At 32.2% G+C, this 26,797-nt stretch carries 26 protein-coding genes; 12 read left to right on the forward strand and 14 right to left on the reverse strand.

Annotated elements, in window-relative coordinates; translation table 11 throughout:
- Positions 1-116: 116 nt before the first annotated feature.
- A complete protein-coding gene (locus HNQ03_RS02175) occupies positions 117-398 on the forward strand; it encodes a hypothetical protein (protein WP_173778009.1) in 282 nt (93 codons plus the stop codon).
- A gap of 104 nt (positions 399-502) precedes the next feature.
- Here HNQ03_RS02175 and HNQ03_RS02180 read toward each other — a convergent pair whose 3' ends face one another.
- Positions 503-2,641, reverse strand: a complete 2,139-nt coding sequence (locus HNQ03_RS02180; RefSeq protein ID WP_173778010.1) for a M3 family metallopeptidase — start codon at positions 2,639-2,641, stop codon at positions 503-505.
- A gap of 188 nt (positions 2,642-2,829) precedes the next feature.
- Here HNQ03_RS02180 and HNQ03_RS02185 point away from each other — a divergent pair, with 188 nt between their 5' ends.
- On the forward strand, positions 2,830-3,660 hold the full coding sequence (locus HNQ03_RS02185; RefSeq protein WP_173778011.1) for a GIN domain-containing protein: 831 nt from the start codon (positions 2,830-2,832) through the stop codon (positions 3,658-3,660).
- A gap of 96 nt (positions 3,661-3,756) precedes the next feature.
- Here HNQ03_RS02185 and HNQ03_RS02190 read toward each other — a convergent pair whose 3' ends face one another.
- The 6 genes from HNQ03_RS02190 to HNQ03_RS02215 form a co-directional block, all read right to left on the reverse strand.
- Positions 3,757-5,619, reverse strand: coding sequence for a monovalent cation:proton antiporter-2 (CPA2) family protein (locus tag HNQ03_RS02190; RefSeq protein WP_173778012.1), 1,863 nt, complete (start codon positions 5,617-5,619; stop codon positions 3,757-3,759).
- 1 nt (position 5,620) lies between these two features.
- On the reverse strand, positions 5,621-6,145 hold the full coding sequence (locus HNQ03_RS02195; protein ID WP_173778013.1) for an NAD(P)H-dependent oxidoreductase: 525 nt from the start codon (positions 6,143-6,145) through the stop codon (positions 5,621-5,623).
- A 465-nt stretch (positions 6,146-6,610) separates the two neighbouring features.
- Positions 6,611-6,844, reverse strand: a complete 234-nt coding sequence (locus HNQ03_RS02200; protein WP_173778014.1) for a hypothetical protein — start codon at positions 6,842-6,844, stop codon at positions 6,611-6,613.
- Between the two features lie 56 nt (positions 6,845-6,900).
- On the reverse strand, positions 6,901-7,701 hold the full coding sequence (locus HNQ03_RS02205) for a TPM domain-containing protein (protein WP_173778015.1): 801 nt from the start codon (positions 7,699-7,701) through the stop codon (positions 6,901-6,903).
- Entirely contained in the window at positions 7,682-8,113 is a 432-nt protein-coding gene (locus HNQ03_RS02210) for a TPM domain-containing protein (protein ID WP_173778057.1), read from the reverse strand. The genes HNQ03_RS02205 and HNQ03_RS02210 overlap by 20 nt, the downstream gene beginning before the upstream one ends.
- Complete coding sequence (locus HNQ03_RS02215) at positions 8,110-8,718, reverse strand: LemA family protein (protein WP_173778016.1); 609 nt, start codon at positions 8,716-8,718, stop codon at positions 8,110-8,112. The genes HNQ03_RS02210 and HNQ03_RS02215 overlap by 4 nt, the downstream gene beginning before the upstream one ends.
- 306 nt (positions 8,719-9,024) lie before the next feature.
- Here HNQ03_RS02215 and HNQ03_RS02220 point away from each other — a divergent pair, with 306 nt between their 5' ends.
- Both HNQ03_RS02220 and HNQ03_RS02225 read left to right on the forward strand, forming a co-directional pair.
- Positions 9,025-9,528, forward strand: a complete 504-nt coding sequence (locus HNQ03_RS02220) for a dihydrofolate reductase (RefSeq protein ID WP_173778017.1) — start codon at positions 9,025-9,027, stop codon at positions 9,526-9,528.
- A 37-nt stretch (positions 9,529-9,565) separates the two neighbouring features.
- Positions 9,566-10,132 carry a DUF2892 domain-containing protein gene (locus HNQ03_RS02225; RefSeq protein WP_173778018.1) on the forward strand — a complete coding sequence of 189 codons (567 nt, stop codon included), beginning with the start codon at positions 9,566-9,568 and terminating at the stop codon, positions 10,130-10,132.
- 135 nt (positions 10,133-10,267) lie between these two features.
- On the opposite strand, the gene HNQ03_RS02230 is transcribed toward HNQ03_RS02225, so the two are convergent.
- From HNQ03_RS02230 to HNQ03_RS02240, 3 genes are all read right to left on the reverse strand, one after another.
- The gene (locus HNQ03_RS02230) at positions 10,268-11,716 is read right to left on the reverse strand and encodes an aminoacyl-histidine dipeptidase (RefSeq protein ID WP_173778019.1); all 1,449 of its coding nucleotides are present in this window, start codon (positions 11,714-11,716) and stop codon (positions 10,268-10,270) included.
- Positions 11,717-11,805: 89 nt separating this feature from the next.
- Positions 11,806-12,303 carry a hypothetical protein gene (locus tag HNQ03_RS02235; RefSeq protein WP_173778020.1) on the reverse strand — a complete coding sequence of 166 codons (498 nt, stop codon included), beginning with the start codon at positions 12,301-12,303 and terminating at the stop codon, positions 11,806-11,808.
- A 12-nt stretch (positions 12,304-12,315) separates the two neighbouring features.
- Complete coding sequence (locus HNQ03_RS02240) at positions 12,316-12,921, reverse strand: LURP-one-related/scramblase family protein (protein WP_173778021.1); 606 nt, start codon at positions 12,919-12,921, stop codon at positions 12,316-12,318.
- Positions 12,922-13,016: 95 nt separating this feature from the next.
- On the opposite strand from HNQ03_RS02240, the gene recR reads away from it, so the two are divergent.
- The 4 genes from recR (at position 13,017) to HNQ03_RS02260 (ending at position 16,275) form a co-directional block, all read left to right on the forward strand.
- The gene (gene recR, locus HNQ03_RS02245; protein WP_173778022.1) at positions 13,017-13,628 is read left to right on the forward strand and encodes a recombination mediator RecR; all 612 of its coding nucleotides are present in this window, start codon (positions 13,017-13,019) and stop codon (positions 13,626-13,628) included.
- Between the two features lie 21 nt (positions 13,629-13,649).
- Positions 13,650-14,804, forward strand: coding sequence for a hypothetical protein (locus HNQ03_RS02250; RefSeq protein WP_173778023.1), 1,155 nt, complete (start codon positions 13,650-13,652; stop codon positions 14,802-14,804).
- On the forward strand, positions 14,801-15,586 hold the full coding sequence (locus HNQ03_RS02255) for a glycosyltransferase family 2 protein (RefSeq protein WP_173778024.1): 786 nt from the start codon (positions 14,801-14,803) through the stop codon (positions 15,584-15,586). Before HNQ03_RS02250 ends, HNQ03_RS02255 begins: the two co-directional genes overlap by 4 nt.
- A 173-nt stretch (positions 15,587-15,759) precedes the next feature.
- A complete protein-coding gene (locus HNQ03_RS02260; protein ID WP_226927414.1) occupies positions 15,760-16,275 on the forward strand; it encodes a class I SAM-dependent methyltransferase in 516 nt (171 codons plus the stop codon).
- A 319-nt stretch (positions 16,276-16,594) separates the two neighbouring features.
- On the opposite strand, the gene HNQ03_RS02265 is transcribed toward HNQ03_RS02260, so the two are convergent.
- A complete protein-coding gene (locus tag HNQ03_RS02265) occupies positions 16,595-17,581 on the reverse strand; it encodes a class I SAM-dependent methyltransferase (protein WP_173778025.1) in 987 nt (328 codons plus the stop codon).
- A gap of 81 nt (positions 17,582-17,662) precedes the next feature.
- Here HNQ03_RS02265 and HNQ03_RS02270 point away from each other — a divergent pair, with 81 nt between their 5' ends.
- Together HNQ03_RS02270 and HNQ03_RS02275 are read left to right on the forward strand one after the other, a co-directional pair.
- Positions 17,663-18,799, forward strand: a complete 1,137-nt coding sequence (locus HNQ03_RS02270; protein WP_173778026.1) for an NAD-dependent epimerase/dehydratase family protein — start codon at positions 17,663-17,665, stop codon at positions 18,797-18,799.
- Positions 18,796-19,809 carry a CgeB family protein gene (locus HNQ03_RS02275; protein WP_173778027.1) on the forward strand — a complete coding sequence of 338 codons (1,014 nt, stop codon included), beginning with the start codon at positions 18,796-18,798 and terminating at the stop codon, positions 19,807-19,809. Before HNQ03_RS02270 ends, HNQ03_RS02275 begins: the two co-directional genes overlap by 4 nt.
- Before the next feature lie 58 nt (positions 19,810-19,867).
- On the opposite strand, the gene secG is transcribed toward HNQ03_RS02275, so the two are convergent.
- From secG to HNQ03_RS02290, 3 genes are all read right to left on the reverse strand, one after another.
- Complete coding sequence (gene secG / locus HNQ03_RS02280; RefSeq protein ID WP_173778028.1) at positions 19,868-20,206, reverse strand: preprotein translocase subunit SecG; 339 nt, start codon at positions 20,204-20,206, stop codon at positions 19,868-19,870.
- Between the two features lie 120 nt (positions 20,207-20,326).
- Positions 20,327-22,378: a M16 family metallopeptidase gene (locus HNQ03_RS02285; protein ID WP_173778029.1), complete on the reverse strand. Its 2,052-nt coding sequence runs from the start codon at positions 22,376-22,378 to the stop codon at positions 20,327-20,329.
- A gap of 4 nt (positions 22,379-22,382) precedes the next feature.
- Positions 22,383-23,696, reverse strand: coding sequence for a M16 family metallopeptidase (locus HNQ03_RS02290; protein ID WP_173778030.1), 1,314 nt, complete (start codon positions 23,694-23,696; stop codon positions 22,383-22,385).
- A 217-nt stretch (positions 23,697-23,913) separates the two neighbouring features.
- On the opposite strand from HNQ03_RS02290, the gene HNQ03_RS02295 reads away from it, so the two are divergent.
- Together HNQ03_RS02295 and HNQ03_RS02300 are read left to right on the forward strand one after the other, a co-directional pair.
- Positions 23,914-24,093, forward strand: coding sequence for a hypothetical protein (locus tag HNQ03_RS02295; RefSeq protein ID WP_173778031.1), 180 nt, complete (start codon positions 23,914-23,916; stop codon positions 24,091-24,093).
- A 157-nt stretch (positions 24,094-24,250) separates the two neighbouring features.
- The gene (locus HNQ03_RS02300; protein ID WP_173778032.1) at positions 24,251-26,581 is read left to right on the forward strand and encodes an ATP-dependent helicase; all 2,331 of its coding nucleotides are present in this window, start codon (positions 24,251-24,253) and stop codon (positions 26,579-26,581) included.
- Positions 26,582-26,797: the final 216 nt, after the last annotated feature.

Here is a 26,797-nt window from a genome sequence, read left to right on the forward strand (position 1 = left end):
CAAACAAAGTGGAATTTTTATAACAAATTTATTTTTTTATATGGATGAAAGTTCTTGTTTTTAGGTACTTTTACCTGTCGATAAAATATAATTTTAATTAATAAAAAATAGAAAAAATGGCAAAGAAAGACGAAAAGACAACAGAGAAAGCATCTTCCAAAGCATCAAAAACATTGAAAGACAAAAAATCTTCTAAAGAAGAAAAGTCTGCTGCAGCATCTAAATTATCTAAATCTGCTGATAAGAAAAAATCAACAGCAAAAGATACAAAAGACACGAAGGGAAAGGCAGCAACGAAGAAGGAAACCAAGAAAAAGGCTCCCGCGAAGAAAGAAACAAAAGCGAAGGCTTCAGCTAAAAAGGAAACAAAAAAGAAGGAACCAGCGAAGAAAAAATAAAATTTCTTTTCATCTCGCGGAAATAGAATCCGTAAGTTCAAAACAAAAAAAATCCCGTGTTATACGGGATTTTTTACATTAGTTTTCAATCTTCAGAATTTCAACTATTTTATAAAACCTTTATCTTTCAACAGAGCTTTAATGTCTGGATCTTTGCCCGTAAATTCTTTAAAAGCAACATTTAGATCTTTAGAATTCCCGATGGATAGTATGTATTTTCTAAATCTGTCTCCGTTCGCTCTCGTCATTCCGCCGTTTTTAGAAATATAATCCCAAGCGTTTGAGTTCAACATATCGCTCCACATATAAGCATAATATCCTGCGGAATAACCACCGCCCCAAATGTGCGCAAAGTAGGGAGAATGATATCTAGGCGGAACTTCTGCCAAGTTGAAACCATATTTTTTCAACACATCTTTTTCAAATTCTAAAGTGGGTTTCAATTGATTTTCATCCGTAATGGAATGCCAACTCATATCCAAGGTTGCTGCAGAAACGAGTTCTGTAGTAGAATATCCCTGGTTGAATGCCGATGCTTTTTTTATTTTATCTACCAAAGCTTGCGGCATCGGTTTTTTGGTTTGATAATGCAGGGCATAATTCTTCAAAACCGCAGGTTCTAGCGCGAAAAATTCATTTATTTGAGATGGGAATTCTACAAAATCCCGTGGAGTAGCCGTACCTGAAAGAGATACATATTTTTGGTCTGCAAACAAACCGTGCAAAGTATGCCCAAACTCATGGAACATCGTAGAAACATCGTCATAGCTGATCAAAGATGCTTTTCCAGGCGCAGGTTTTTGGTAATTAAATACATTCACGATCACTGGTTTTTGTCCTTTCATGTGAGATTGATCTACCAAATTATTCATCCAAGCGCCACCATTTTTGTTGCTTCTGGTGTAGAAATCTAAATAATAAATGGCTAATGATTTTCCATCTTTATCAAATACTTCATAAGTTACCACATCTGGATGATACACGGGAAGATCTGTTCGTTTTTTAAAACTAATGCCATAAAATTGCTCTGCTGCGTAGAAAACGCCTTTTTCTAGTACGGTAGAAACCTCAAAATAAGGTTTTATTTCACTTTCGTCTAGATCATATTTTGCTTTTCTTACTTGTTCCGAATAGAAATTCCAATCCCAAGCTTCCACTTTGAAACCGCCTTTTTGACTATCGATCATATCTTGAATTTCCTTGCTCTCGCGCTTCGCAGTTTCTACGGCAGGAGTTGCCAATTGCGATAGAAGTTTAAGTGCATTTGTAGGGTTTTGCGCCATCTGATCTTGCAATTTCCAATCTGCAAAAGATTTTTTGCCGAGCAATTTTGCTTTTTGCAAACGCAATTTCGCTTCCTTTTCTAGGGTTGCTCTAGTATCTGCATCATCGCTTTTTTCTGCGCGATACCAAGATGCTTTGAAGAGTTTTTCTCTGGTATTTCTATTCTTTAGGTTTTGCAAAAGCGGTTGTTGCGTTGTATTTTGCAAAGCAAGAAGATATTTTCCATCTTTGCCAGCAAGTTTTGCATCTGCTGCAGCACTCGCTATTTGATCTGGAGAAAGCCCATCCAATTCCTTCACATCATCAATAATTAAGGCACCATTTTTTCGTGCGTCTAATAATTTATTGCCAAATTGAGTAGAAAGTGTTGCTAATTCTTTGTTGACGACTTTTAATTTTTCTTTGTCTGCAGAAGAAAGATTAGCACCGGCAATCTCAAAGTTTTGTTTGTAATATTCTAGCAAACGTTTGTCTTCACCTTGCAATTTGCTTGCATCAATAGCTTTTATTCTGGTGTACAATTTTTCATTTAAATAAATTTTATCCGAATGTCCTGCAAAAATTGGCGAATATTCTTCGTCCAAAGCTTGCAATGTAGGATTGGTGTTGGAACCGGTAAGATTTCCAAAAACGATTCTTGCACGGCTCAATATTTCGCCGCTGTTTTCTAAAGCGACAACGGTATTTTCAAAAGTTGGAGCATCAGCATTGTTGGCAATTGCATCAATCTCTTGAAGCTGAATTTTCAAACCATAATCAAAAGCGGGTTTGAAGTGTTCATCTTTTATTTTATCAAATTCTGGTGCTTGATATTGCAAAGAACTTTTCTTCATAAAAGGATTATTTGCTAATTCCATTGGGATTGAAGGCATATTGGTATTGGTTGTTTTATCCATCGTAGTGCAAGCGGTAGTCATCGTCAATGCGGAAACGATAGCGATCGGAACTATATTTTTCATATATAAATAATTGTTTTTTAATTTAATTTGTCCACACTTAAAATTTCATCGGTTCATTTACCAAATCTAATGAGATCGGTTTCATCTAAATTAATTTAATTTTAAGAGCATTAAAGATACGGTTTTTCGCTTTAAATCTCTATTTTTGTGAAAGAGAACTTCCTTTTAAATATTAAATTTTATCTATTATGAAAAAATCAATTCTTATTTTATCTTCATTTTTAATGGTAAGCACTTCTTGTATCCAAACAAGCGGATCTAATGGGAAAAAAGGCGAAGATGGCATCAGTTTTTCCTTGAATGGAAACGAGGGAAAAGGACCGATAAAAGAAAAAACCGTTACAGAAAATTTTTCTAGAGTGGAGGTTTCCAATGCTATAGAAGCAGAAATTTTCAAATCTACAGAAAATAAAGTGGTAATTTCTGCGCCATATGATATTTTAGAGTATGTAGATGCAAGTTTGCAATCTGATGGAACAATGAGAATTGGTATTAATAATAATTCATCTTGGAACACTGGAATTTCTACAAAAAATATACGAGTGAAAATTTATACTAAAGAATTAACTTTTGTTGAAGCCAATAGCTCTGCCGAAATTACCTTGAGAGATAAATTTTCTAATGAAAAAATGGAAGTAAATGTTTCTAGTTCTGGAGAAATGATGGGTGATCTTGAAACCAATAATTTAAAAATGTATATTGGAAGCAGCGGAGAATTTGAAGGAACTATATGGGCAGATGTTGGAGATATTTCTGTCAATTCTAGCGGCGATGCAAACTTGAAAGGAAAAATACAAAATGCTGCAATTTCTGTAAGTTCTAGTGGATATTTGGACGGCAAAAATTTAGAAATTAAAAATGGGAAATTAGAAGCATCTTCTTCTGGAAGTTTAGACGTGATGATTTCTGTAAATGCAAATGCAGATGCTTCTTCTAGCGGATCTATCAATATCAAAAAAATGGGCAACGCTGCCATCACAAAATCAGAAAGCAGTAGTGGAAGTGTTTCAATACAATAAATAAAGTTGATGAATTATGAATGATTATTGAATCTTGTATATTTTTAAATCAAACATCTTTCATCATTTATCTTTCATCTTTCATCATTAATAAATTTAATCCAATTTTTCTTCATCTTCATCATTGTCTTTCCAAAGACCTTCGTCAAAGGAAAGGCTATCAAAATTGAGCAGATTTTCTTCTAATTTTAGAGACTCTTTTGTACTAAAATAAAGTCCATCTTTGGTATCTTCTTGTGCTAATTTTCTTACAGAAGCTCTATCAATTAAAGTAAATCTTTTGCCCATTCTGCGTGCCATATATTTTCGCATACCGGTTTCGTGTAGTAGATCTACTGCCATATTTACGGCGGTTCCCAATGTTTCTCTGTAAATATGATTCACGTCTTGTTTTAAATAATCGTAGGCATCTGTTCGGTTTTTTGCACGCACAAATATTTTTAAATGCGGAAAATTTTCTTTCGCAAGTTCAATCACATACTTATTAGCTTCTGGATCGTCCAAACAGAGCACCAAAATCTCTGCAGTTTCTGCACCAGCTTGTCTCAAAATTGCCAAACGTGTAGCATCTCCATAGAAAACTTTGAAGCCATAGCTTCGCAGCAATTTCACGCGATCGGAATCGTGATCCAAAATGGTTGATCTTATTTTATTGGCACGCAAAAGCCTACCAACTGTGCTTCCAAAATGCCCAAATCCTACGATGATTATTTTTCTGGGTTGCAAAGTATCTGGTAACTGCAGATCATTATTTTCTTCTCTTTTTGTATTAAAATTGGGTGCAATCCAATGGTCATTTATTAAAATAATAAAAGGTGTGATAATCATCGTAATGGCAACTACCGCCATTAGTTGAGCATTTAATTCTCCAGTTATTAAAAATAAACCTACAGAATAATTTAATAATACAAACGCAAATTCTCCTACCTGCGAAAGTCCGAAAGCATAAAGAAAATTTTGATCATTGCTCAATTTAAAAAATTTCCCAATCCCAAAAAGTACAGAGAATTTCACAATCAAAACCATCAAAACCATACTCAGGATGAAAATAGGATCTTCTAAAATTACAGCAAAATTGATACTCGCACCAACACTCACGAAAAATACGGCAAGAAATAAACCTTTGAAAGGATCTATTTGAGCCTCCATTTCATGGCGAAATTCGCTGTTTGCAAGCATTACACCTGCGATAAATGTTCCTAATGCAGGGCTTAAACCTACCATAATCATCAATTCTGAAACGCCTAAAACGAGAAATAGAGCAGAAGCAGTGAGCAATTCGCTCATATTGCTTTTTGAAACGTAGCGCAAAAATGGGACAAAAATATATCTTCCTAAAAATATTAATAATACAACTCCCAAAATTACCGACGAACTTTGCATCCATTCTGGCAATTTTTGAATGAGTAAAGTAGCAACTGTCTCTTTTTCTTTTGGATGGTATTGCGCAATAAATGGTAATAAAGCCAAAATTGGTATAAAAGCAATATCTTGAAATAATAAATTTGAAAATGAAGCTTCACCTGCAGCAGATCCAAAAAGATTTTTTTCTTGTAATATCTGTAAAACTATAGCGGTAGAAGAAAGTGAAAAGCATAATGCAATCGTCAATGCTTCGTCTATTCGCCAATTGAAAAGGTACAAAATACCAAATATTAAACCTGTTGTAAGCAAAACTTGAGACAAACCAAGACCAATGATTTTTTTTCTCATTGCCCAAAATTTCTTGGGTTCCATCTCTAGTCCCACCAAAAAAAGCAACATGACAACTCCAAATTCTGTAACGTGCATTACGTCTTCTTCTTGATTTCCTGTCAATTTTAAAACAAAAGGACCGATGATAATTCCACCAACGATGTACCCAATCACAGAACTGAAACCAAATTTCCGTACGAGTGGTACCATAATAATGGCTGCTCCTAGAAAGACCAATAAAGTCATTGCAAAATTTCCTTCCATTTTATTCTTCTTCTAAAATTTTATCAAACATTGCTTTATGCGCAATTATTTCTTTTTTGCTGATAAGTTCTGCATTGTAAATTGGCAAAATATCGAGTAATTTTATTTCGTTTGTTTTTAATGTTACCAAAAGTCCAGAAATCATTTCTTCTATGGTGTAATGATATTGACCATCTCTGCCAAATAATTCTTCTTTGGAACCTGCGGTTATTAAAATTACAGCTTCTTTTCCTTTCATTGGATTTTCTGCGGCATCTAATCTCCAAGAAACATCAAAAACTTCGTCTATCCAAAGTTTTAAAAGGGGTGGAATTCCAAAAAATATGAGTGGAAAATGAAAAATTATTCTGTCGAAATGAATAATTCTTTTTCTCTCTCGAAATGCGGGAATGTGAAAATCTGCATATTCTTCATACAAATCTCGGAAGGTATAATGGTGATGGCGCACATAAAAATTGAGCAGCATCTTGTTAGACTCCGAATATTCTAGATAAGGATGAGCAAAAAGTACGAGTGTATTTTTCAAATATGGTGCATTTTCTCAAAGATAGAGAAAAGTTGATTAAAAAAAATTTAGAAATAGAAAATTTTATCTGCTGATAGTAGAAATACATTTAGGCAACCAACAGAAGTAAATGTTAGATTAATTGTAGGATATTCATTTAATTTTAAATATTCAATAATTTACCATTCCAGAAGAATTTTCATGAATTATGACTTCAAATCATCTTCCCATTTTTAAAATCCGAAAACAGAAATGATATAACCTTTCCGAAATTCGAAAACAACTCTGTAACCTTTAAATATCAATTCGCGAATATTTTCATTTTCAAAAAATCTGGATTTCTTGTAAGCAGAAGGTTGATTTGGAATTTCTCAATCATAAGAATTATATCTGATCTAAATTTTTCTGCGGCAATAGGTTTATCTCGTGCTATAAAGTTGACTTGTCTATCTAATTTGTTTAAAAAAGTTTTGGTAAAAACCACTTTCATTCTCTCAGCTTTTTTACAATATTATAATGTTGCTTTACGTCTTCAATTGTATATAACTCTGCATCAGGCCACTGGGAATAAGCATAATCTTCTTCTAATTCTCTTTTAGTTTGCAAAAACTGTTGATCTTTTTTTTCTTCAACTTGTAAATCTTTTTCAGAAAATGTGGCAAGAACTGTTTTCAATTTTTTCGCAATATTATCGTTGAAGTGTAAAATTAATGTATTCATAAACAAGATGTATATTACAAATATAGAAACAATTATTTTAAATATTTCCAAATTTTCTACCAACCTCCAGAAGCACCACCTCCGCCAAAACTTCCGCCGCCACCGAAACCGCCAAAACCACCACCACCAAAACCTCCACCGCTAGATCTGCCGCCACCAAAACTTCCTGGGAAGGGAAAAAATCCGCCTGGAAAATTTCTGGCTCCGCGTCTGGAAAGAATCACATCATCATCATCGTCGTTATTTCTGCCGCCGCCCTTATTTTTAAATAGTAGACTGAAAATTAGAAGAGCAAAAAATAATATCAATAGTATTTCAAATGAGCTCAATCCTTCCTCATCTTTTACGACAGTTTCTGGCTTAAATTTACCTTGTACAGCTTCCATTATTGCAGAAGTACCACGATTGATGCCTTCGTACCAAAGTCCTTGCTTGAAATTTGGTGTTACAATATAATCTAAAATTTGACCAGCAACCGAGGCAGTTAGGTATTGCTCCACGTTTCTACCTTGTTGGATAGACATTTTCCGGTCTTCCGTAGCGATTAAAAATACAAAACCATTGTCTTTTGCGCTTTGCCCAATTCCCCATTTTTCTCCGAATTGTGTTGCGAGAAAATTTACATCTTCACCTTTCGTAGATTTAATGATGATCACTTCGATTTCCGTAGAAGTAGAATCTGAAAATTTGATGAGTTTATCGTTTAAAGATTGCTTTTCAGAAGCGTTTAAAAGTCCAGCTTCATCGTAAACAGGATATAAAATTTGAGGTTTTGCCGGAATGGTATATTGTGCTCCCAAAAATTGAAAACACAAAATGATTAAAATAAAAAATAATTTAAGAGAAGGTAATCTCATCTGGAAGTTCATTAGGATTTTCTCCCGTTATTGGAAAATGATTTTTCAGTTCTATTCCAGTTTTCAATACAGAACTTTTTAGTGCTTTGTAGAAATTTCCTTTTGCAAATTCTGCGGTAATATAATCGTGCATCACATCCCAAAATTTTTGATCTACACATCTGCTAATACCTTCGTCACCGATGATTGTAAGATATTTTTGCTCAAAATTCACGTGAAAAAGTACCGCATTTTTTTCAGCAGTTTTATCTTTGCAAAGCGTTTTGAAAACTTCAAACGCGACCTCTGCATTGCGATCATCCGTGTTGGAATCGATGTGAATTCTTATTTCTCCTGTAGAATTATTTTCTGCAGTTTTGATGGTTTCAACCAAAGAATCCATTTCTATATTGGTGAGGAAATTACTCATTATTCCGTAAATACATCTGGTGCTTTTTGAGCGCCTGCATCAGCTTTAAACTGAGGTTTTTCTTTAAAATTGGTAAAATTCGCGATGATATTGTTCGGAAATTGCTTGATGGTCGTATTGTAATCTTGTGCAGCTTCGTTAAAATACACTGTTTCCGTACGAATACTGTTTTCTATAGCCGTATATTCTCGCTGAAAATTTAAATATTGTTGATCCGCTTTCAAATCAGGATATTTTTCTACCACTACCATCAATCTGCTCAATGCACCAGTTAATTCACCTTGCGCAGCTTGAAATTTTGCCATGTCTTGCTCCGTCATGTTGCTGGGATCAATGTTAATGCCCGTAGCTTTAGATCTAGCTTCAACCACTTTTGTTAAAGTTTCTTGTTCAAATTTTGAATAAGATTTTACCGCATTTTGAAGATTGGGAATTAAATTGGCCCTTTTTTGATATACGGTTTCTACGTTACTCCATTTTGTGATCACATTTTGCTCTTTAGAAACAAAATCATTGTATCCTTTTGTGCCCCAAAAGAAAACGATGGCACCTATTACCAATAGCGCAATGCCGATAGTTCCTGCGCTTAAGCATCCTTTATTTTTCATAGTTTTTTGTGATTTTAGTCTATTTTCAATCTCAAATATACGAATTAAGAAGATTGATAGTATAAAAAGTCGAGATAATTTTAATTTTAATTACTATTATTTTTGAATATTTCTTAATTATTTAGTTTCTTGGGCAGCATAATCCGCCTTCCGCTCTCATTCTTTTTTATTCAAAAAAGGAATTCCGCTCAAGTCGGGCTGCAAGCTGTCGCAATATATTTTGGGTATAAAAAGTTGATTATTTCTTTATCAAATAAATTATGTTGTCGCAAATATTAAAGTTATTTTTGCATTAAAATAAATAGCATGACAACAATTGTAGTCGCAATGGGAAAAAACAACGAGATTGGTTTTGAAAATCAATTGCTTTGGCATCTTCCAAAAGATCTTAAACATTTTAAAGAACTCACTTCTGGTCATCCAATAATCATGGGAAGAAAGACCTACGAAAGCATTGGAAAACCGTTGCCCAATCGTACCAATATTGTTATTTCATCAAAGAAAGATTGGTTTCAAGAAGGTATTTTAATTGTCGGAAATATTAAAGAAGCGCTAAAATTTTCCAAAAAAATAGATGAAGATATTTTTATTATCGGTGGTGGTACTATTTATGAACAAACATTAGATTTTACAGACAGATTAGAAGTTACAATTATTGATGTAGAAAAGGAAGCAGATACTTTTTTTCCAAAAGTTGATCTTAAAATTTGGAAAAAGATAGAAGAAACTTGCCATGAACCGGATGAAAAAAATAATCTTCCTTTTTGTTTTCAGACGTATGAAAGAATAAAACCTTTGGAGAAAATTTAAACAAAATTCTTACCTTTGCACCACTTTAAAATAAACTATGAACAAATATATAAAACTCGTTTTAGCCGCAATATTGATAGGTCTTGGAATCTACATGATGTTTTTCACCCGTGAAATTGGATGGGGAATTGTAGTATTTTTACTTTCTGCATTTCCAATATTTCTATTTTTCAAAAATGAATTGATTTTAATTTCTTTTTGGTTTTTCCGCAAACAAAATATTGAAAAAGCTGGTGGTTGGCTGAATAAAATCACCAATTACAAAACGCAATTGCACAAAACTCAATATGGCTATTTTCATTATTTACAAGGCTTAACATTTGCCCAAGACAGCCCACAAAAAGTAGAACCATATATGAAAAAAGCCTTGGAATATGGCTTAAATATGAAGCAAGATAGAGCAATGGCAACATTAAACCTTGCGGCAAACGCCATCTCAAAAGGAAGAAGACAAGAAGGTACAAAACTTTTGGAAGAAGCTAAAAAGCTAGATTCTGCTGGAATGATGACGGAGCAAATAAAGCAAATGAAAGATCAACTTAAAATGCCATCTATGCAAAAGCATATGCACAACCCAACAATGCGACATAGAGGAAAATTCTAGACTGACTTTTAAAATATAAAAAAAAATCCCGCTATTTTGTGGGATTTTTTGTTGCTGTACAGACGCAAATTTTGCAAATCTTGCAGTTTCTTTACGAATTAATCTGCAAGATTTTCAAAATAAGAAATATTAAAATTAAGCCGTTTTCTCTGGAATTTCCGCCAAAATATCTTTCAAAAAGCTCCAGAATTTTTGTGCGGAAGATATACTCGCTCTTTCATCTGGTGAATGTGCACCTTTGATGGTTGGTCCGAAACTTACCATTTCCATATCTGGATAGTTTGCACCGATAATACCACATTCTAAACCTGCATGACAAGCTACAACTGCAGCTTTTTCTCCAAATTTTTTCTCGTAGATTTTAGACATAATAGTCACAATTTCCGATCCAGGTCTTGGTTTCCATCCAGGATAAGATCCTGCAAAGTCAACGTCCATTCCTGCCAATTGAAAAGTGGATTTTAATTGTTCGGCAAGTTTTGTTTTGCTAGATTCTACAGAAGATCTCGTAAGATTCATGATTTGTAAAGAGCCATCTTTCAATATAATTCTTGCAATATTATTAGATGTTTCTACTAGATTTTCTACTTCTGGGCTCATTCTGTAAACGCCGTTGTGCGCCGCAGCCAATGCTAAAGTAATATTTCGAGAATCTTCTTCGGAAAGCGCATCTTCTGTTGAAGAAACATTTTCGATAGAAATAATCATGTTTTTTTCAAGACTTTCATATTCTTCAAAAATTTCTTTTTTAAGAATTTCAGCTGCTTCCACAAATTCTGCTCCATTTTTTACAGAAAATATGGCATAAGCTTCTCTTGGAATTGCATTTCTCAAACCACCACCATCAATAGAAATCAAGCGAATATTTTGATTTTCCAATCCTAAATATAAAAATCTTGCAAGCATCACATTAGCATTTCCAAGACCTTTGATGATATCCATTCCAGAATGTCCACCATTTAGACCTTTTATTGAAACTTTTAAAAATTCTCCTGTTGCAGCAGAAACTTCATAATTTTTGGAAGCCGTAATATCTACTCCTCCTGCACAACCGATGTCTATTTCGTCATCTTCTTCTGTATCTAAATTCAATAAAATTTCACCTTGCAATTGTCCTGGTTTTAAGCCTTTTGCTCCTGTCATTCCAGTTTCTTCGTCAATAGTAAACAAAGCTTCTAAAGCTGGATGTGGAATATCGCTACTTTCTAAAATGCTCATAATTGTGGCAACTCCCAATCCATTATCTGCGCCCAAAGTGGTGCCTTTTGCTTTTACCCAATCTCCATCTACTTCCATTTCAATACCTTGTGTATCAAAATCAAAATCTACATCATTGTTTTTTTGGCAAACCATATCTAAATGAGATTGCAATACGATGGATTTTCTATTTTCCATACCAGAAGTTGCTGGTTTTTTGATGATTACATTTCCTACTTCATCTTCTGTAGTTTCCAAATTCAAATCTTCTCCGAATTTTTTGATAAATGCTATTACTTTTTCCTCTTTTTTTGAAGGTCTTGGAACCGAATTTAAAGCTGAAAAATTTTTCCAGATTGCTTTTGGTTCTAATTGACTGATTTCCATATGTTTAATTATTTTAATTTCTCGAATTATTACAAATTCCTCTAATTTTGCCTGAATTTAATGATAATAGATTAAAAGATTCATCAATTTCAACATCCACATTTCCCGTAAATTGGCGTTGTATTTTTTGTACCGTTTTTATTTTCAATCGTCATTTCACCTTTGAAATAAGTACTTTCGCCAACCTGTTTTATTTGCTGTCCTTTCATAGTTACAACTCCAGTTTCAGATTTTAAAGTTTTTGAAATATCAGAAGGATCAAAATCTCCTTCCTCCATTGATATTTTAACGATTTTATTATTGATTTTCACGAAAGCTGTGTTTCCATAATCATCTACATATACAAATTTTCCTTGCTTAAAATCACTTTCATTTGCAGCAAATTTACTAGAGCAACCTTGTATTTCTGGTGGGCTTGCAAAAGTTTGAATTGTATTGGAACCCATCTCGCTAGAATCTTGTACAATCATAGAATCTTCTACCATTTCGGTTGATGGAACTTCATCCGTTAGTATTTCTTTATCTTTTTTACAAGAAAATACGACCAACAAACTCAAGAGTATTATAACTAAATTAAATTTTTTCATTTTTACTGAATTTTAACCACGACTTCTTTCCAAAAGGACCATCATCAAATAAGAAAGCACCACCAAACTCTCATCTTCATCTGGAATATCTACCAATCTATCCAACTGAAATCTTCTGCCAATAAGGGAAGGCATTTTTTTTAATCTGAATAAAATCTGTCCACTTTTATCTTTCACACTATAAGATGGATTTAAAAAATATCCTGTAAACATGCCAATTACGGGTATTTCTCCAATCATGCTATCAAAAACTTTTGTCCAGCCATTATCTTCAGAAATGCTGTATTTCATTTGATCGTTGCTACCGATAATGTCGTATTTTGCTTTCCAAATAGACTTCATTCCTTTTCTGGCAAGTCTTCCAAAACTTTCGCCTGTTGCTACAGATTTTATGGAATAAGATGAATTAAAATCTATCCATTGGTTTGCTTGAATGCGAAAAATTTCTTTACTTCGAGATTCATCATTAAAAACGATCACATCTTCCTTAAATTTAAACATTTTCTGGCGAACGTAGGCTACATAATTGCCATTTTTATCGGTAATATTAAAATCACTCGAAAGAGTAGAAATTTTAAATTTGAAATCCAGCGGATAGTTGAGGTTATTTAAGATCATTTATAATTTTGTTTCTGTAAAGATAAAATATTTAAAGTAAAATTTACCCGATTTAATTTCTTTGATTATTAAATTTGAAAACTTAAATTTGCTACATGGATTATCCGAGCAAAGTATTGGCAAAAGCAGTAGAAGAAATTTCTGGATTACCCGGAATTGGAAAAAAATCTGCGCTGCGATTGGCTTTGCATCTCTTAAAACAACCAGAAAATATCGCCATAGATTTAGGAGATGCGCTACAAAAATTGGTGATTGATATTCAATATTGCAAAGAATGCCACAACTTTTCGGATACAGAAATTTGCGATATTTGCGCACAAGAAAAACGAAATGATGCCTTACTTTGCATCGTAGAAGACGTTCGAGATGTGATGGCGATAGAAAGTACCGGAAAATACCGAGGGAAATATTTGGTTTTGGGTGGAAAAATTTCACCGATGGAAGGAGTTGGTCCCAATCAATTGAATATTACGAGCATAGAAAAAAAGCTGGAAAAAAATGTTCAAGAAATCATTTTTGCATTGAGCGCAACGATGGAAGGAGACACAACAGCTTATTACATTTACAAAAAATTTAAAAATTTCAATGCAAAATTTTCCTCTATCGCTCGTGGAATTTCGGTAGGCGACGAACTAGAATACGCAGACGAAATATCATTAGGAAGATCCATACAAAATAGAATTCCTTATGATGAAAGTAGTTCTTAATTAATTTTCAAAAATAAGTGAATGATTTTATTAAAAAATTTTAAAGATTTTCAAAATTTAAGTAAGTTTTCAATAGGCTTCATTTATCTATTTGTTAATTCTCTTTTTATTTTTAAATATGGTGGAAAATTTGTAGAATATGTTCTTCCTTTATATTTAATTTTAATTACTTTTTTTCTCTTTATTTATTTGAAAATAAAATTTAAAAAAAATGTTTATAAGTGGTTTTTCATAATATTTGCTACTATTTTTTTTATCAGTGTATGTTTTGTAAATTATTTTGTAGATGGCAATTCTCTTAATGTAGATCGTTGGTCTGCGATGGAAGTTGGTATAAAAGCGATTTTAAATAATCAATATCCTTATAATATTCCAGATTTTTTGGGTAGAGAATCTTCTAATTTGCCTACATTAATTATTTTAGGAATGCCTTTCTATCTACTATTGGAAAGTGTTGGATATTTGCAAGCATTCGTTTTTTTACTTTTTGCGTTTCTATTTTTTAAAATTTTTGATGATTATAAACAGAGATTTCTAGCTTTGGTGATATTGATATTTTCACCAAGTTATCTTTGGGAAATTTATGTGAAAAGCGATTTATTCTCAAATTTTGTATTGCTGGTTTTCTTTCTTCTTTTGAGCTGGAAATATATTGCAAAGAATGAAAAATTTAGAACAATTTGGCTTCCAGTTTTCACAGCATTGATTTTTCTTACTAGACTTTCTGTCGTAATACCTTTGTTGATCTTACTTTTCAAACCATTTATATGTTTCTCAATAAAACAAAAATTGATATTTGTTTTTATATTTTCACTAATAAATGTATTTATTTTAAGTTATTTTTTTCACAATGCGCAAGATTTTCAAATGATTGTTAAGTACAATCCCTTCACAATACAAGGTGGAAAACAGCCCTTATTTTTAAGTTTATTATTTGTTTTTTTTGCTTGTCTTGTATCATTTAAAGTAAAAAACTTTTTAGATATAGCATTTTGGTCGGCGATTTTGTTTTTCAGTGCATCATTGCTACCATTTTTATTACATCTGAAAGATTTTGGATGGAAAAATGTGTTTATAAACTCCTATTTTGATGTAAACTTTTTCAATATGTCTATGCCGTTTGTTATCATTAGCTTTGTTTTATTGTATAAAAATAAATTTATACCTGAAAGATGATTTCTGTAATTATCCCACTTTTCAATGCAGAAAAAACCATTGTAGCAGCTTTGGAATCTGTACTAAATCAAACTTTCGGTTTAGAAAATTTTGAAATTTTTGTAATCAATGATGGTTCTACAGATAGCAGTAAAAATTTAGTTGAAACATTTATTAATAAAAATCCGGAAGCTAAAATTTCTTTTCTTCATCAAGAAAATAAAGGAGTTTCTGCAGCAAGAAATGCAGGTTTAAAAATTTGCAATGGAGAATATATTGCTTTTTTAGATGCAGATGATATTTGGTTTCCAGAGAAAACATCAAAACAAATGGATGTTTTTACTGAAAATTTAGAAATAGATTTTTTAAGCTGTAGAAGAACGAACCACACCATCAAATATCCTTATAAAGTTGGTAAAAATAATCTTGCGGAAATTACCTTCCGAAAATTACTGTTTAGAAATGAAACCCAACCTTCAACGGTTATTTTTAAAAGAAAAATTTTAGAAAATACGGGCTATCTTAATGATAATCAAAGGTATGCTGAAGACGTTAATTATTGGTTAAGAATTTCTGAAAAGAATAAAATGTCATTTTTAAATGAAGAATTGGTAATTGCAAATGGCGGAAAAAGAACTTTCGGTGTTTCTGGTTTGTCTGCAAACTTAAAAGAAATGCATCTTGGTTTTCTTAAAAATTTAAAGGAAATGTATTATCAAAAGAGAATTAGTTTTCTTGAATGGATATTCTATTTTATATTTTATAAAATAAAATTTTTGGTTCTGCAAATCAGAAATTTTTAAAAATTGAAATTCTAAAAATGAATTTTATTTTTCAAAAATTTTATCCTTATTTTTGACTTTTCAATTTTTAAAAAAGTAAATTCTCTTTCATGTATAATTATCTATAAGCCTTTGCGAAAAAAATAATTCCACAAAAGCTTTTGGTAGAAAATGAAGTTTTTTTCAGAAAATTATTGTTACCATTTTATACAGGAAATAGCCACGAATGTAATTTGTGCGGTACAAAATTAAAAACTTTTGCAACTTTAGAAAACGGAGAAAAAATCTGCCCAATTTGTGGTAGTATTCCAAGAACAAGAAGATTGTACATGCTTTTGAACAGTGAATTTTTAAAAGCAAACGGTGTATTTTTAGATTTTTCGCCTCTTCGGATTATGTATAAAAATTTGAAAGAAAGAAAAGACATCAATTATTTTCCTTCAGATTTTGAAAATGAATTTCTCGCAGATTATCATTTTGATATCACGAATATTGAAACAGAAAACGAAAAATTTGATGTTATTGTTTGCTATCATATATTAAAACACATTATAAAAGATGAAAAAGCGATGAGAGAATTGTATAGAGTTTTAAAAAATGATGGAGTGTTATTGATACAAACACCTTTCAAGCATGGTGAAATTTATGAATATTACACTAAAACTTCAAAGCAGGAAAGAGAAAATTCTTCGGACAAAATAATCACGTAAGGATTTATTCCATAGACGGACTAAACAAGAGGCTTCAAATCGCTGGTTTTAAGACTGAAATTAGAAATTTTGAAGGAGATAACTATTTAGGATTCGCAGAAAACGAACGTTCTATAATTTGTAGAAAATAAAAATGAAAAACATTCTCATTTCTGGTTGCGCAGATTTTATAGGAAGTGATATTGCTTAACATCTCAAAAATCGAGTTATGATACTTTAGTTCTAAATAATATCTGAACAAATTCATAGAAAAAATCTACAAAAAAAATCTATTATTAATAATATATTGGTTTTTGCTCATTACAAGCAACTATTGAAATTATTTCAGTCTGTAAATTCCAAAAACATAATCACTTGGATTATTCGTCAAAAACTCATCTTCTAGTTTGAAAATTTTATTTAAGATTTCTTGTTTTTCTAAAGACAAAGTTTCATTATTTTCTGGTACAAAATGATGCGCAATATCTTTGAAAACACTTTGCAAAAGATTATTACCGTATTTCTTTTCCAAAATCGTCTCATAGTTTTTATTAACGATAGGCAAAATGCTTTCAGAATCTATACATTCAGACGGATCTGCAATTATCATTCTCAAAATACCAGAACTATAATATTTATTTTTGTATAAAGTCGTTTTTAATATTTTCCGATATTTTTTAGGGATGAGTTTCAAAGCTTTATTGATGTAATCTATTTGAATCTTTGAGTATTGTAAACGATTTTTTCCTACAAATTCGTTGATGATTAAATACCCAGTTTTGTTTAAAGCAGTGTTTATGATGTTGGTGAAAAAGTTTGGAATATCGTCAAAATGATGAAGAGATGCGTGAAAAAAAACAATGTCGTAACTGTTTTTTTCAAACTTAAATTCCATTATATTTTCTGCGAAATAGTGGATGTTAGTCAATTTTTTACCATCAGATATATTTTTAGCATTTGCTAATAATTCATCAGAAAAATCAAAACAATCTATTTCCCAATGAGGATTGAGTGCTGCAAGTCTTATCTCGTGGCTGCAAACACCAGAACCAAGAGATAAAACTCTCAATTGTTTTTTATCTTGGAAATAATTTTCTGTGATAAATTCTTCGTACGTCTTTTCTGCATTGCCGGTGATTAAAATATTCCATCTTTCTCGAACAGCTGGAATTATCCAAAAATTGGAAGCTTCAATATGGAAATCATTGAATGCAGTTTTTGTTCTCAAATAAGAATTGAAAGATAATTTTGATAATAAAAAAGTTAAACCTCTTTGATGAAATTTGATGTAAATATCTTTAAAGTCTTCTAATGTAATTAATCTCAATGCTATTTTATTTTATTGCAAATTTAAATTTATTTTTTAGTAAATTAGATTTTTTAAAGTTTATAGTTAATACATTTCAATTTGAAGAACATTCTCATTTCTGGTGGCGCAGGTTTTATAGGAAGCAATCTTGCATTATATCTTATGAAATCTGGTTATAATATTACCGTTTTAGATAATTTATCTCAGCAAATACATGGCGAAAATCCACAAACAGATTCTTCTTTATACCAAAATATTCTTGGTAAAGTAGAATTTATAAAAGGCGACGTTCGTAATAAGGAAGATTGGAAAAAAGCTATAAAAAAGCAAGATATCATCATCCATCTTGCTGCAGAAACTGGAACCGGACAATCGATGTATGAAATTTCTAAATACACAGAAACCAATATTCTCGGTACTTCGCAAATGCTTGAAGTTTTGATGACGGAAAAACATTCTATTAAAAAAATAATTCTTGCTTCTACAAGAGCCGTTTATGGAGAGGGGAAATATGTGGATGAAAAAGGAAATTTTTGCTACCCAAAGCATAGAAATCCCGAGGAAATGTCTGCCGGAAATTTTGAAATCTGTGGAGAAAATGGTGAAATTTTAGGATTGGTTTCTACTGATGAAAATTCCAAAATTCATCCAAGTTCAATTTACGGAATTACCAAGCAAACACAAGAGCAAATGTTGCAGGCAATTTGCCCAAGTTTAGAGATACAAACTACAATTTTACGCTTTCAAAATGTATACGGAGAAGGACAATCTTTGAAAAATGCATATACCGGAATTTTATCGATCTTTTCTACCCAAATTTTGAACGGAGAAAATTTAAATATTTTTGAAGATGGCAAAGAATCTCGCGATTTTCTTCATATTGATGATGGAGTAGAAGCGATAAAGCTGGTTGTAGAAAATGAAATTTCTAATCATAAAATCTACAATGTTGGATCTGGGATTTCCACAAATGTACTTGAAGTTGCAGAAAATTTAATTAAAAATTATAAGAAAAAAGTTGACGTAAATATTACGGGACAATTTCGGATTGGGGATATTCGCCATAATTTTGCAGATATTTCTCGTATTAAAAATGATCTGAATTTTGAATCAAAAATAGATTTTGAAACCGGTTTGAAACGCTTTACAGATTGGGTTTCTACACAAAAATTAGAAACTAATAATTTCCAACAATCTTTGGATGAAATGAAAGCAAAAGGTTTTCTAAGAAAATGAAAAAATTTGAAGGCAAAAAAATAATTTTCTTCTCCGCTGCTTTTTTTAATTATGAAAAAGTAATCGTACAGCAATTGCAAAATTTTGGAGCAACGGTAGATTATTATAACGAAAGACCTTCTAATTCTACCTTCACCAAGGGAATTATTAGAGTTAAAAGAAATTTCTATCAAAAAATTATTCGAAATTATTATCAAAATATTTTGAATGAAACTTCTGCCAAAGATTATGATTTTCTATTGATCATAAAGGGAGAAACTGTACCAGTATTTTTTTTAAAGCAATTCAAAATAGATCATCCAGCAACAAAAATAATTTATTATGGTTATGATCCAATTTCAGAATATCCAAAAATCGCAAATATTCTACAATATTTTGATAAAAAATTAATTTTTGATCGGAAAGATGCCGTAGAATTTAAAATGCAATTTCGTCCTTTATTTTTTAACGAAGTTTATCTAAACAAGCAAGAAACTACTGATTTTAAATATGATGTTTGCTTTGTAGGAAGTGCGCACACAGATCGATTTTTGGTGGGTGAAATGGTAGAAAATTTAGCTAAGAAACTAAATTTAATAACTAATTTTTATTATTTTTCAAATTCTAGATCTGTTTTATTATTAAAGAAAATTTTGGATAGAAATTTAAAAAAGATTGATTTAGCTAAAATCAGTTATGATGAATTGTCTCACATTCAAATTTCGGAAATTTATCAAAAATCTAAGGCCGTTTTGGATATTCAAAAACCATTTCAGAATGGATTGACAATGCGAACCTTCGAAGTTTTGGCTTCTGGTAGAAAAATGATTACTACGAATAAGGATGTTATAAATTATCCATTTTATGATAAAAATAACATAGCGATTATTGATAGACATAATCCCGTAATTTCTGTAGAATTCTTTGATTCTTCGTTTATACCTTTGTCAGAAGAGCTTTTGTACAAAATGTCTTTAACATCTTGGTTGGAGGATGTATTCTTTAACGAGGATGATTCTTTTTGGGGATAATTCTACAAAAAAAAGCGTTTCAATTTTTGAAACGCTTTTATATTTTAAAAAAATAAATTTATTTTGTAGCAGGAGCTTGAACTGGAGTGTTGCTATTTGCAGGAGCTTCAGTTTTTGCAGGAGCTGCATCTTTAGATTTCGTAGAGGCATTTATTAATGCAGGATTTGCAGTTAATATCACACTCATAAGGCATAAAACGATTATTACACCACCTAAAGTCCACGTAGATTTTTCCATGAAATCATTGGTTCTTTGTACACCAAATTGTGCAGGAGATGTACCTCCAAAAGTACCAGACAAACCGCCACCTTTTGGATTTTGTGCCATAATGATGATTACCAAAAGTACGCATGCTATTACTATTAGCACCATGAATAATATAAATATTGTGTTCATTCTTCTTTGTTATTTAGAGATGCAAAAATAAACTATTTTTGCACAACCTCAAAATTTAAATGCGTATAAATAAAAAATGACATCCGAAGATGCCATTTATTTATAATTTGAAGACAGATTTTATTTAAAATCTGCGTCTGTAGCTTTATTTACATCGTAAGAGCTAATTTCAATAGTCATGTCCATTCCCATTTGGTTTACACCAATTTTGAAAGGCATTTTCACTCCGTTTACTTCTTTGTAGTCAGAAAATGTAGTTGGAATTTTCACTTCTCCTTGTGGAGTTTTTACTGTAGAAGTTTCTCCTGTTTTCAAACCTGTTTTTACACTGTAGTAGTACGTAGTATCATCATTTTTTACAGCGTAAGAATCATCTCCGTTGATTTTTTCTATACCTGCAACTTTATAACTTGCGGAATTTGCAAAACCAAGTTCTTGAAAAACGTCTTTATTCTGCATTTTCTCTGCAATTTGTTCAGCCGTATATGCGGTTTTTTGACCTTGCGCTTCCGTATATCCAGCTTTTCCATCGAATACATCTTTCTGTAAAGTCATTGCACCCATTGTTATCAAGTTAGCCTCTTTTCCACCTTTAGCAACAGTCTTTTTCATATTGATGGTCTGTCCTTGCATAGAAATAGTTCCGTTCATGCTGTAAGAAGATACTTTATCTACGTTTGCTTTTCCACCAATCGCAGCGATATATTTATCTGCAATTGCACCTACAGTTACATCTGCACTTACTTTTTGAGCAACTGGTTTTGCAACCGGATTTGCAAATCTATCAAAGTATTTCACTGGATAACCTAGTTTTTCTAGTCCTTCAGAAATTTCTGAAGCTTTACCAGCAACAAAAATTCTAGAATTACCAGGTAAAATAACTGTTTTTGCAGCTTTTTCTACATCATCCAAAGTCACTTTATCAATAGATTTTAAATAGTTTGTATAAAAATCTGAAGGTAAATTTTGAGTTTTAAGGCTCAAAGCGAAACTTGCGATAGTTGCAGGTTGCTCTAAAGAACGGATGAAATCTCCTTTCAATTTTGCTTTTGCATTAGAAAGTTCTTCTGCAGTTACTTTTTTGCCAGTAATTCCTTTTAATTCATTCATGAATTCCATTACTGCTTTATCTGTAACTTCATTTCTTACGCTAGAAGATGCAGAGAAATTTGGTGCATATTTACTAGTGCTTAAAGAAGAATACGCTCCATACGTAAATGCATTTTTCTCACGAAGATTCATAAATAATCTTGCTTCTCCACCACCACCAAGAATGTAATTGGCAATTTTTGCAGCAAAATATTGTGGGTTATTTGTCTTAAGATCTGTTACGTTATTTACAGAAACTACAGATTGTACAGCATTTGGTACATCTACGATATCAATTTCTGTTGTAGTTAAGTTTTTTGCAGCAGGAATTGCATCATATTTTACGTTTGTTTTTTTCCAACCGTTGAATGCTTTTTCAACCATTGATTTTACTTGGTCAAATTTCACATCTCCTACAATAACCATATAAGCATTGTCTGGTCCGTAATATTTATTGTAAATATTTTTCACATCAGCAAGAGTAATTTTCTTCACAGATTCTTCTGTTTGAAATTCACCCATTGCAGAATTTTTACCATAGATCAACGCAGAAGAAACATTTCCTGCAATTGCGTCTGCACTTTTTTCTTCTGATTTAAGACTTTCTATAGTCCTGTTTTTAGAATTTTCTACTTCTTCTGCAGACCACAATGGATTGATCATTCCATCTGCCATCATAGAAAGTATTTCTGGGAAATATTTAGAAAGCGTGTTTGCACCTGCACCACCACTACTTAAATTTAAACTTGCTCCAAGATAATCTACTCTCGCATTGAATTTTTCTTTGCTCATCGTAGTAGTACCATTGCCCAATTGATCAGACATGATATCGCTAACACCTACAATACTACCTTCGTAATAAGGAGGTCTATCCATAGAAATGCTTGCAGTAACTCTAGGTAATTTGTGGTTTTCTACTACCATTACTTGCATACCATTAGATAGTGTGAAAGTTTTCGGCTGTGCAATATTGATTACAGGAGTTGGACCTGCAGTTGGCATCTTATTGATGTCTATTTTCTGCGCAGATAGCATTCCTGAAACCAAGAAAGCCATTGCAATATATTTATAATTTCTCTTCATTATCTTATTTTTTTTCTGGTAAGTAGTTAAGAATGATTCTTTGATTTGGGTTCAGATATTTTTTTGCAGCATTGCGGATGTCTTCTCTTGTGATGCCTCTGTAAATATCTATTTCTTTATTGATAAGATTTGTATTACCATTCATTACACTGTAGCTTGCTAAAGAAGAAGCAATACCTTGTATACTAGAATTTGAATTTACAAATTGATTTTCAAATTGGTTTTGCAATTTTTGGTAATCTTCTTCAGATATTAAATTAGTTTGCAATTTTTTAATCTCAGCATCAATGTCACCTTGCAATACAGCTCTAGAAGTTTCTCCCATTGGTAAAGCAAAAAATGCAAAAATTCCGTAATCTACTAATGTTTGGTTGAAAGCGGCAACTTGCAATGCTTTTTTCTCCTCATCTACCAATTTTTTGTACAAAACAGAAGATTTTCCACCAGAAAGATAAGTAGACAACATTGTCAAAACATAAGAATCTTTTTCCTGATTTCCTGGTGTTCTGTACGCCGTTACATAAGCTGGAATCTGAATATTTGGATCGTAAGCTGTAATTTCTTTTTGAACAGTAATTGGATCATCTTTCGGGAAATTTTTTGGAGCTACTGTTCCTTGTGGAATAGAACCATAATAAGTTTCTATCCATTTTTTCGTTTGTGCTACATCTATATCACCAGCTACAACCAATGTTGCGTTATTTGGAACGTAGAATTTTTTGTAAAAATTTTGGAATTCCACTAATTTTGCAGCATTCAAATCATCCATAGATCCAATGGTAGACCAATGGTAAGGATGTTTTGTAAATAGATTTTTTTGTACTTCTGTAAAAAGATTTCCATAAGGTTGGTTGTCCATTCTCAATCTTTTTTCTTCTTTCACTACCTCTCTTTGCGTATCAACACCCAATTGGCTGATATCAGATTTTCTCATTCTTTCAGATTCCATCCAAAGACCCAGTTGCTCATTGTTAGATGGGAAAGTTTCGTAATAGTAGGTTCTGTCGTTGTTGGTATTGGCATTGTTTGCACCTCCGTTAGAAGAAACAATTTTAAACCATTCTCCACGTTTGATGTTTGCAGTACCTTCAAAAAGCAAATGCTCAAAGAAATGTGCAAAACCAGTTCTGCCTTTTTCTTCATCTTTTGCACCTACATTATACATAACTCCAGTTGTTACCACTGGTGCAGTATTGTCTTGATGAAGAATTACATGCAAGCCATTTGGCAAGTTGTATTCTTCAAATTTAATTTGCTGCGCACTAGCAATTACCCCAAGAAAGGCAATCATCGCAGCGGAAATAATTCTTTTTTTCATTATGATAGATTATATTATTTATTGAATAAGTATAAAAATTGCAGGTGATGTTACAAAAGTGACTAAATTTTTGAATCTATTTTGTAAATCTATTTTATAAATTTATTGCTAAAATATGAAATTTATGAAAACTATAAGGTGTCTTTTTACGTTTTGGATGTTAATTTCTATTAAAATATGCAGCTTTTTTGTCTAAATTTGCCATTCAATCAAATATATGAAATTAAACATCGCACTTTTTGTTCTTGGCTTACTATTGATAATTGGCGGAGTAGTGGTACATTTTTTAAAAATAGATTTTTCTGCAAATGCTTTAATAATATCAGGAATGATGGTTGAGTTTCTGGCTATTTACTTAATATTTAAAACTTTTAGTAATATTAAAAAGGATGATTGATTTCTATCAAACTAATGCAATATAATAATCTTCTCAATCTCTGAAATCAGCGAGGGAAAAAATCCTTTCAGTACAAATTTTTCTTCTCTAATTTTCTCAAAATTTGAATTATCCTTTTTAAAATGGTAAATTTGGACTTCAAAAATTTGCTGTAAAAATGAACTATTTAGAAGGATTGAACGAACCACAACATGAAGCTGTAACCACTATCAATGGACCATTGATGGTACTTGCAGGTGCAGGTTCTGGGAAAACCCGCGTTCTTACCATGCGTGTAGCGCATCTGATAACCAACGGAATAGACCCGTTCAATATTCTTGCGCTTACTTTTACCAACAAAGCTGCAAAGGAAATGAAAATTAGAATTGCAAAAGTGGTAGGTAATAGCGAAGCAAAAGCACTCTGGATGGGAACTTTTCACTCCGTGTTTGCTAGAATTTTGCGTAGTGAAGGGCATCAATTAGGTTTTCCTTCCAATTTTACGATCTATGATCAGCAAGATTCTTTAAATGTACTCAAAAAAGCCATCAAAGATTTGGCTTTGGATTCAGATCTATATAAGCCAAAGAAAGTTCAAAATAGAATTTCGCAGTACAAGAATAATTTAATTACCGTAAAAGCCTACTACAACAATCTAGATTTGATTGAAGCAGATGAAAAAGCAAATATGCGGAAAATGGGCGATATCTACCAAAAATATGTAGAAGCATGCTACAGAAATGGAGCCATGGATTTTGACGATTTACTCTTAAGAACCAACGAATTGCTTACAAGGTTTCCCGTAACTTTGGCAAAATACCAAGATAGATTTAGATATATATTAGTAGATGAGTACCAAGATACCAATCATTCTCAATATTTAATTGTGAAAGCTTTGGCTTCAAAATTTGAAAATATTTGTGTGGTAGGAGACGATGCACAATCGATTTATTCTTTTCGTGGTGCAAATATTTATAATATTTTAAATTTTAAGAAAGATTATCCAGATGCTGTCACGGTTTCTTTGGAACAAAATTATCGCTCTACGCAAAACATCGTAAATGCTGCCAATGCAGTTATTGCAAAAAATCTTCAACAATTCAAAAAGAATGTATTTAGTGAAAATGAAGAAGGTGATAAAATAAAAATCTACCGCGCACTTTCTGATGCAGACGAAGCCAATTTTGTGGCAGGAAACATTTGGGAAATGCACAATTTCAAACAGAAAAAATTTAGCGATTTTGCAATTTTATACCGCACCAATTCTCAAACCAGAGCTTTTGAAGATGCATTGCGTAGGAAAAACATTCCGTACCGAGTTTATGGTGGTTTGAGCTTTTATCAAAGGAAAGAGGTAAAGGATTTGATAGCTTATTTGCGATTATTGGTCAATGAAAACGATGCCGAAGCCATGATGCGCGTCATCAACTATCCCGTTCGTGGCATTGGAAATACCACACAAAATAAATTGATTGTTTTTGCAGATTCTCAAGGTTTGCCCATTTCAAAAATTTTGAATGATCTGGGCTATTATGCGCCAAGATTAGGCTTGAATAATGGCATCATCACCAAACTATCAGATTTTTGGAGCATGATAAAAGCCGGGCAGGTTTTATTGAAAACTGAAGATGTCTACCATGTAACCATGGAAATTGGCAAGCGTTCTGGCTTGATAAAAAACCTAAAAGACGATCAAACTCCCGAAGGAATTTCCCGTTTAGAAAACGTGCACGAATTGATGAATTCCATGCAGGGTTTCATAGAAGAGCAGCAGCAAGTGGAAGATGGCGACCCAAGTTTGTCTAATTTCCTAGAAAATATCGCGCTTTCTGCAGATACACAAAATAAAAAAGACGATGATGATGCGGAAAAAGTATCATTAATGACGATACACCTTTCCAAAGGTTTGGAATTTCCGGTGGTGCATTTGGTAGGTTTGGAAGAAGATCTTTTCCCAAGTTTTATGAGCTCTAGCACACGAGAAGAACTTGAGGAAGAGCGAAGATTATTTTATGTAGCATTAACGAGAGCAGAAAAAAGTGCTTTTTTCACCTACGCAGTTTCAAGATTTCAATGGGGGAAAATTAAAGATTGCGAACCTTCTCGTTTTTTGAGCGAAGTAGATGGTAAATTTTTAGAATTGATAAATCCAGCAGTAGAAAGCAGATTGATCAATCATTCTGGCTTGCAATCCAATATTTTTGGAGACGAAAGTTTTTCTTCACCTTTCTTGAAAAAGAAAGAAGCCAAAAAAACCTTGCAAAAAGAAGCCAGCACATTGGTTGCAAAAAATTTAAAACCACTGAGCACCGCAAAAATCATCAATCCAAGTGGACAATCTTCGGAAGATATTGAAGTGGGAGACAGCGTTCGTCATGATCGTTTTGGCGTGGGGAAAGTAGAATTTCTAGATGGAAGCGATCCTGCAAACGTCAAAGCAAAAGTGATTTTCCAATATGAAGGCGAGAAAAATTTAATCTTAAAATTTGCGAAACTGACGAAGATTTAGGATCTGCGATTTCACAGTTTAATTATAGGTTTTAAAGTAAGTTGCAGATTTTCATCAATACAATTTATTCTAAATTCATTCCCTTTTTCATTTGGGGGTCCAACCTTTATTTATAGCATGTAGAATAGCTTGTTTTATAATATCTGGTGTAATTTGGATCCTTTGAAATAATGATGTTGAGTCTCTTTTGAAATCTTCTTCTGTTTGAAATTTTTG

It is taken from the genome of Frigoriflavimonas asaccharolytica (assembly GCF_013294015.1).
In the GTDB taxonomy this organism is placed as follows: Bacteria; Bacteroidota; Bacteroidia; order Flavobacteriales; family Weeksellaceae; genus Frigoriflavimonas; species Frigoriflavimonas asaccharolytica.

What these genes read in the sequence shown, in the direction of transcription:
- HNQ03_RS02300 (WP_173778032.1), top strand. Translation starts at nt 24,251, where the DNA reads ATGAACTATTTAGAAGGATTGAACGAACCACAACATGAAGCTGTAACC.
- HNQ03_RS02230 (WP_173778019.1), bottom strand. Translation starts at nt 11,716, where the DNA reads ATGGAAATCAGTCAATTAGAACCAAAAGCAATCTGGAAAAATTTTTCA.
- HNQ03_RS02250 (WP_173778023.1), top strand. Translation starts at nt 13,650, where the DNA reads ATGATTTTATTAAAAAATTTTAAAGATTTTCAAAATTTAAGTAAGTTT.
- HNQ03_RS02200 (WP_173778014.1), bottom strand. Translation starts at nt 6,844, where the DNA reads ATGAATACATTAATTTTACACTTCAACGATAATATTGCGAAAAAATTG.
- HNQ03_RS02190 (WP_173778012.1), bottom strand. Translation starts at nt 5,619, where the DNA reads ATGGAAGGAAATTTTGCAATGACTTTATTGGTCTTTCTAGGAGCAGCC.
- recR (WP_173778022.1), top strand. Translation starts at nt 13,017, where the DNA reads ATGGATTATCCGAGCAAAGTATTGGCAAAAGCAGTAGAAGAAATTTCT.
- secG (WP_173778028.1), bottom strand. Translation starts at nt 20,206, where the DNA reads ATGAACACAATATTTATATTATTCATGGTGCTAATAGTAATAGCATGC.
- HNQ03_RS02205 (WP_173778015.1), bottom strand. Translation starts at nt 7,701, where the DNA reads ATGAGATTACCTTCTCTTAAATTATTTTTTATTTTAATCATTTTGTGT.
- HNQ03_RS02255 (WP_173778024.1), top strand. Translation starts at nt 14,801, where the DNA reads ATGATTTCTGTAATTATCCCACTTTTCAATGCAGAAAAAACCATTGTA.
- HNQ03_RS02185 (WP_173778011.1), top strand. Translation starts at nt 2,830, where the DNA reads ATGAAAAAATCAATTCTTATTTTATCTTCATTTTTAATGGTAAGCACT.
- HNQ03_RS02295 (WP_173778031.1), top strand. Translation starts at nt 23,914, where the DNA reads ATGAAATTAAACATCGCACTTTTTGTTCTTGGCTTACTATTGATAATT.
- HNQ03_RS02240 (WP_173778021.1), bottom strand. Translation starts at nt 12,921, where the DNA reads ATGATCTTAAATAACCTCAACTATCCGCTGGATTTCAAATTTAAAATT.
- HNQ03_RS02220 (WP_173778017.1), top strand. Translation starts at nt 9,025, where the DNA reads ATGACAACAATTGTAGTCGCAATGGGAAAAAACAACGAGATTGGTTTT.
- HNQ03_RS02175 (WP_173778009.1), top strand. Translation starts at nt 117, where the DNA reads ATGGCAAAGAAAGACGAAAAGACAACAGAGAAAGCATCTTCCAAAGCA.
- HNQ03_RS02290 (WP_173778030.1), bottom strand. Translation starts at nt 23,696, where the DNA reads ATGAAAAAAAGAATTATTTCCGCTGCGATGATTGCCTTTCTTGGGGTA.
- HNQ03_RS02275 (WP_173778027.1), top strand. Translation starts at nt 18,796, where the DNA reads ATGAAAAAATTTGAAGGCAAAAAAATAATTTTCTTCTCCGCTGCTTTT.
- HNQ03_RS02180 (WP_173778010.1), bottom strand. Translation starts at nt 2,641, where the DNA reads ATGAAAAATATAGTTCCGATCGCTATCGTTTCCGCATTGACGATGACT.
- HNQ03_RS02225 (WP_173778018.1), top strand. Translation starts at nt 9,566, where the DNA reads ATGAACAAATATATAAAACTCGTTTTAGCCGCAATATTGATAGGTCTT.
- HNQ03_RS02215 (WP_173778016.1), bottom strand. Translation starts at nt 8,718, where the DNA reads ATGAAAAATAAAGGATGCTTAAGCGCAGGAACTATCGGCATTGCGCTA.
- HNQ03_RS02285 (WP_173778029.1), bottom strand. Translation starts at nt 22,378, where the DNA reads ATGAAGAGAAATTATAAATATATTGCAATGGCTTTCTTGGTTTCAGGA.
- HNQ03_RS02235 (WP_173778020.1), bottom strand. Translation starts at nt 12,303, where the DNA reads ATGAAAAAATTTAATTTAGTTATAATACTCTTGAGTTTGTTGGTCGTA.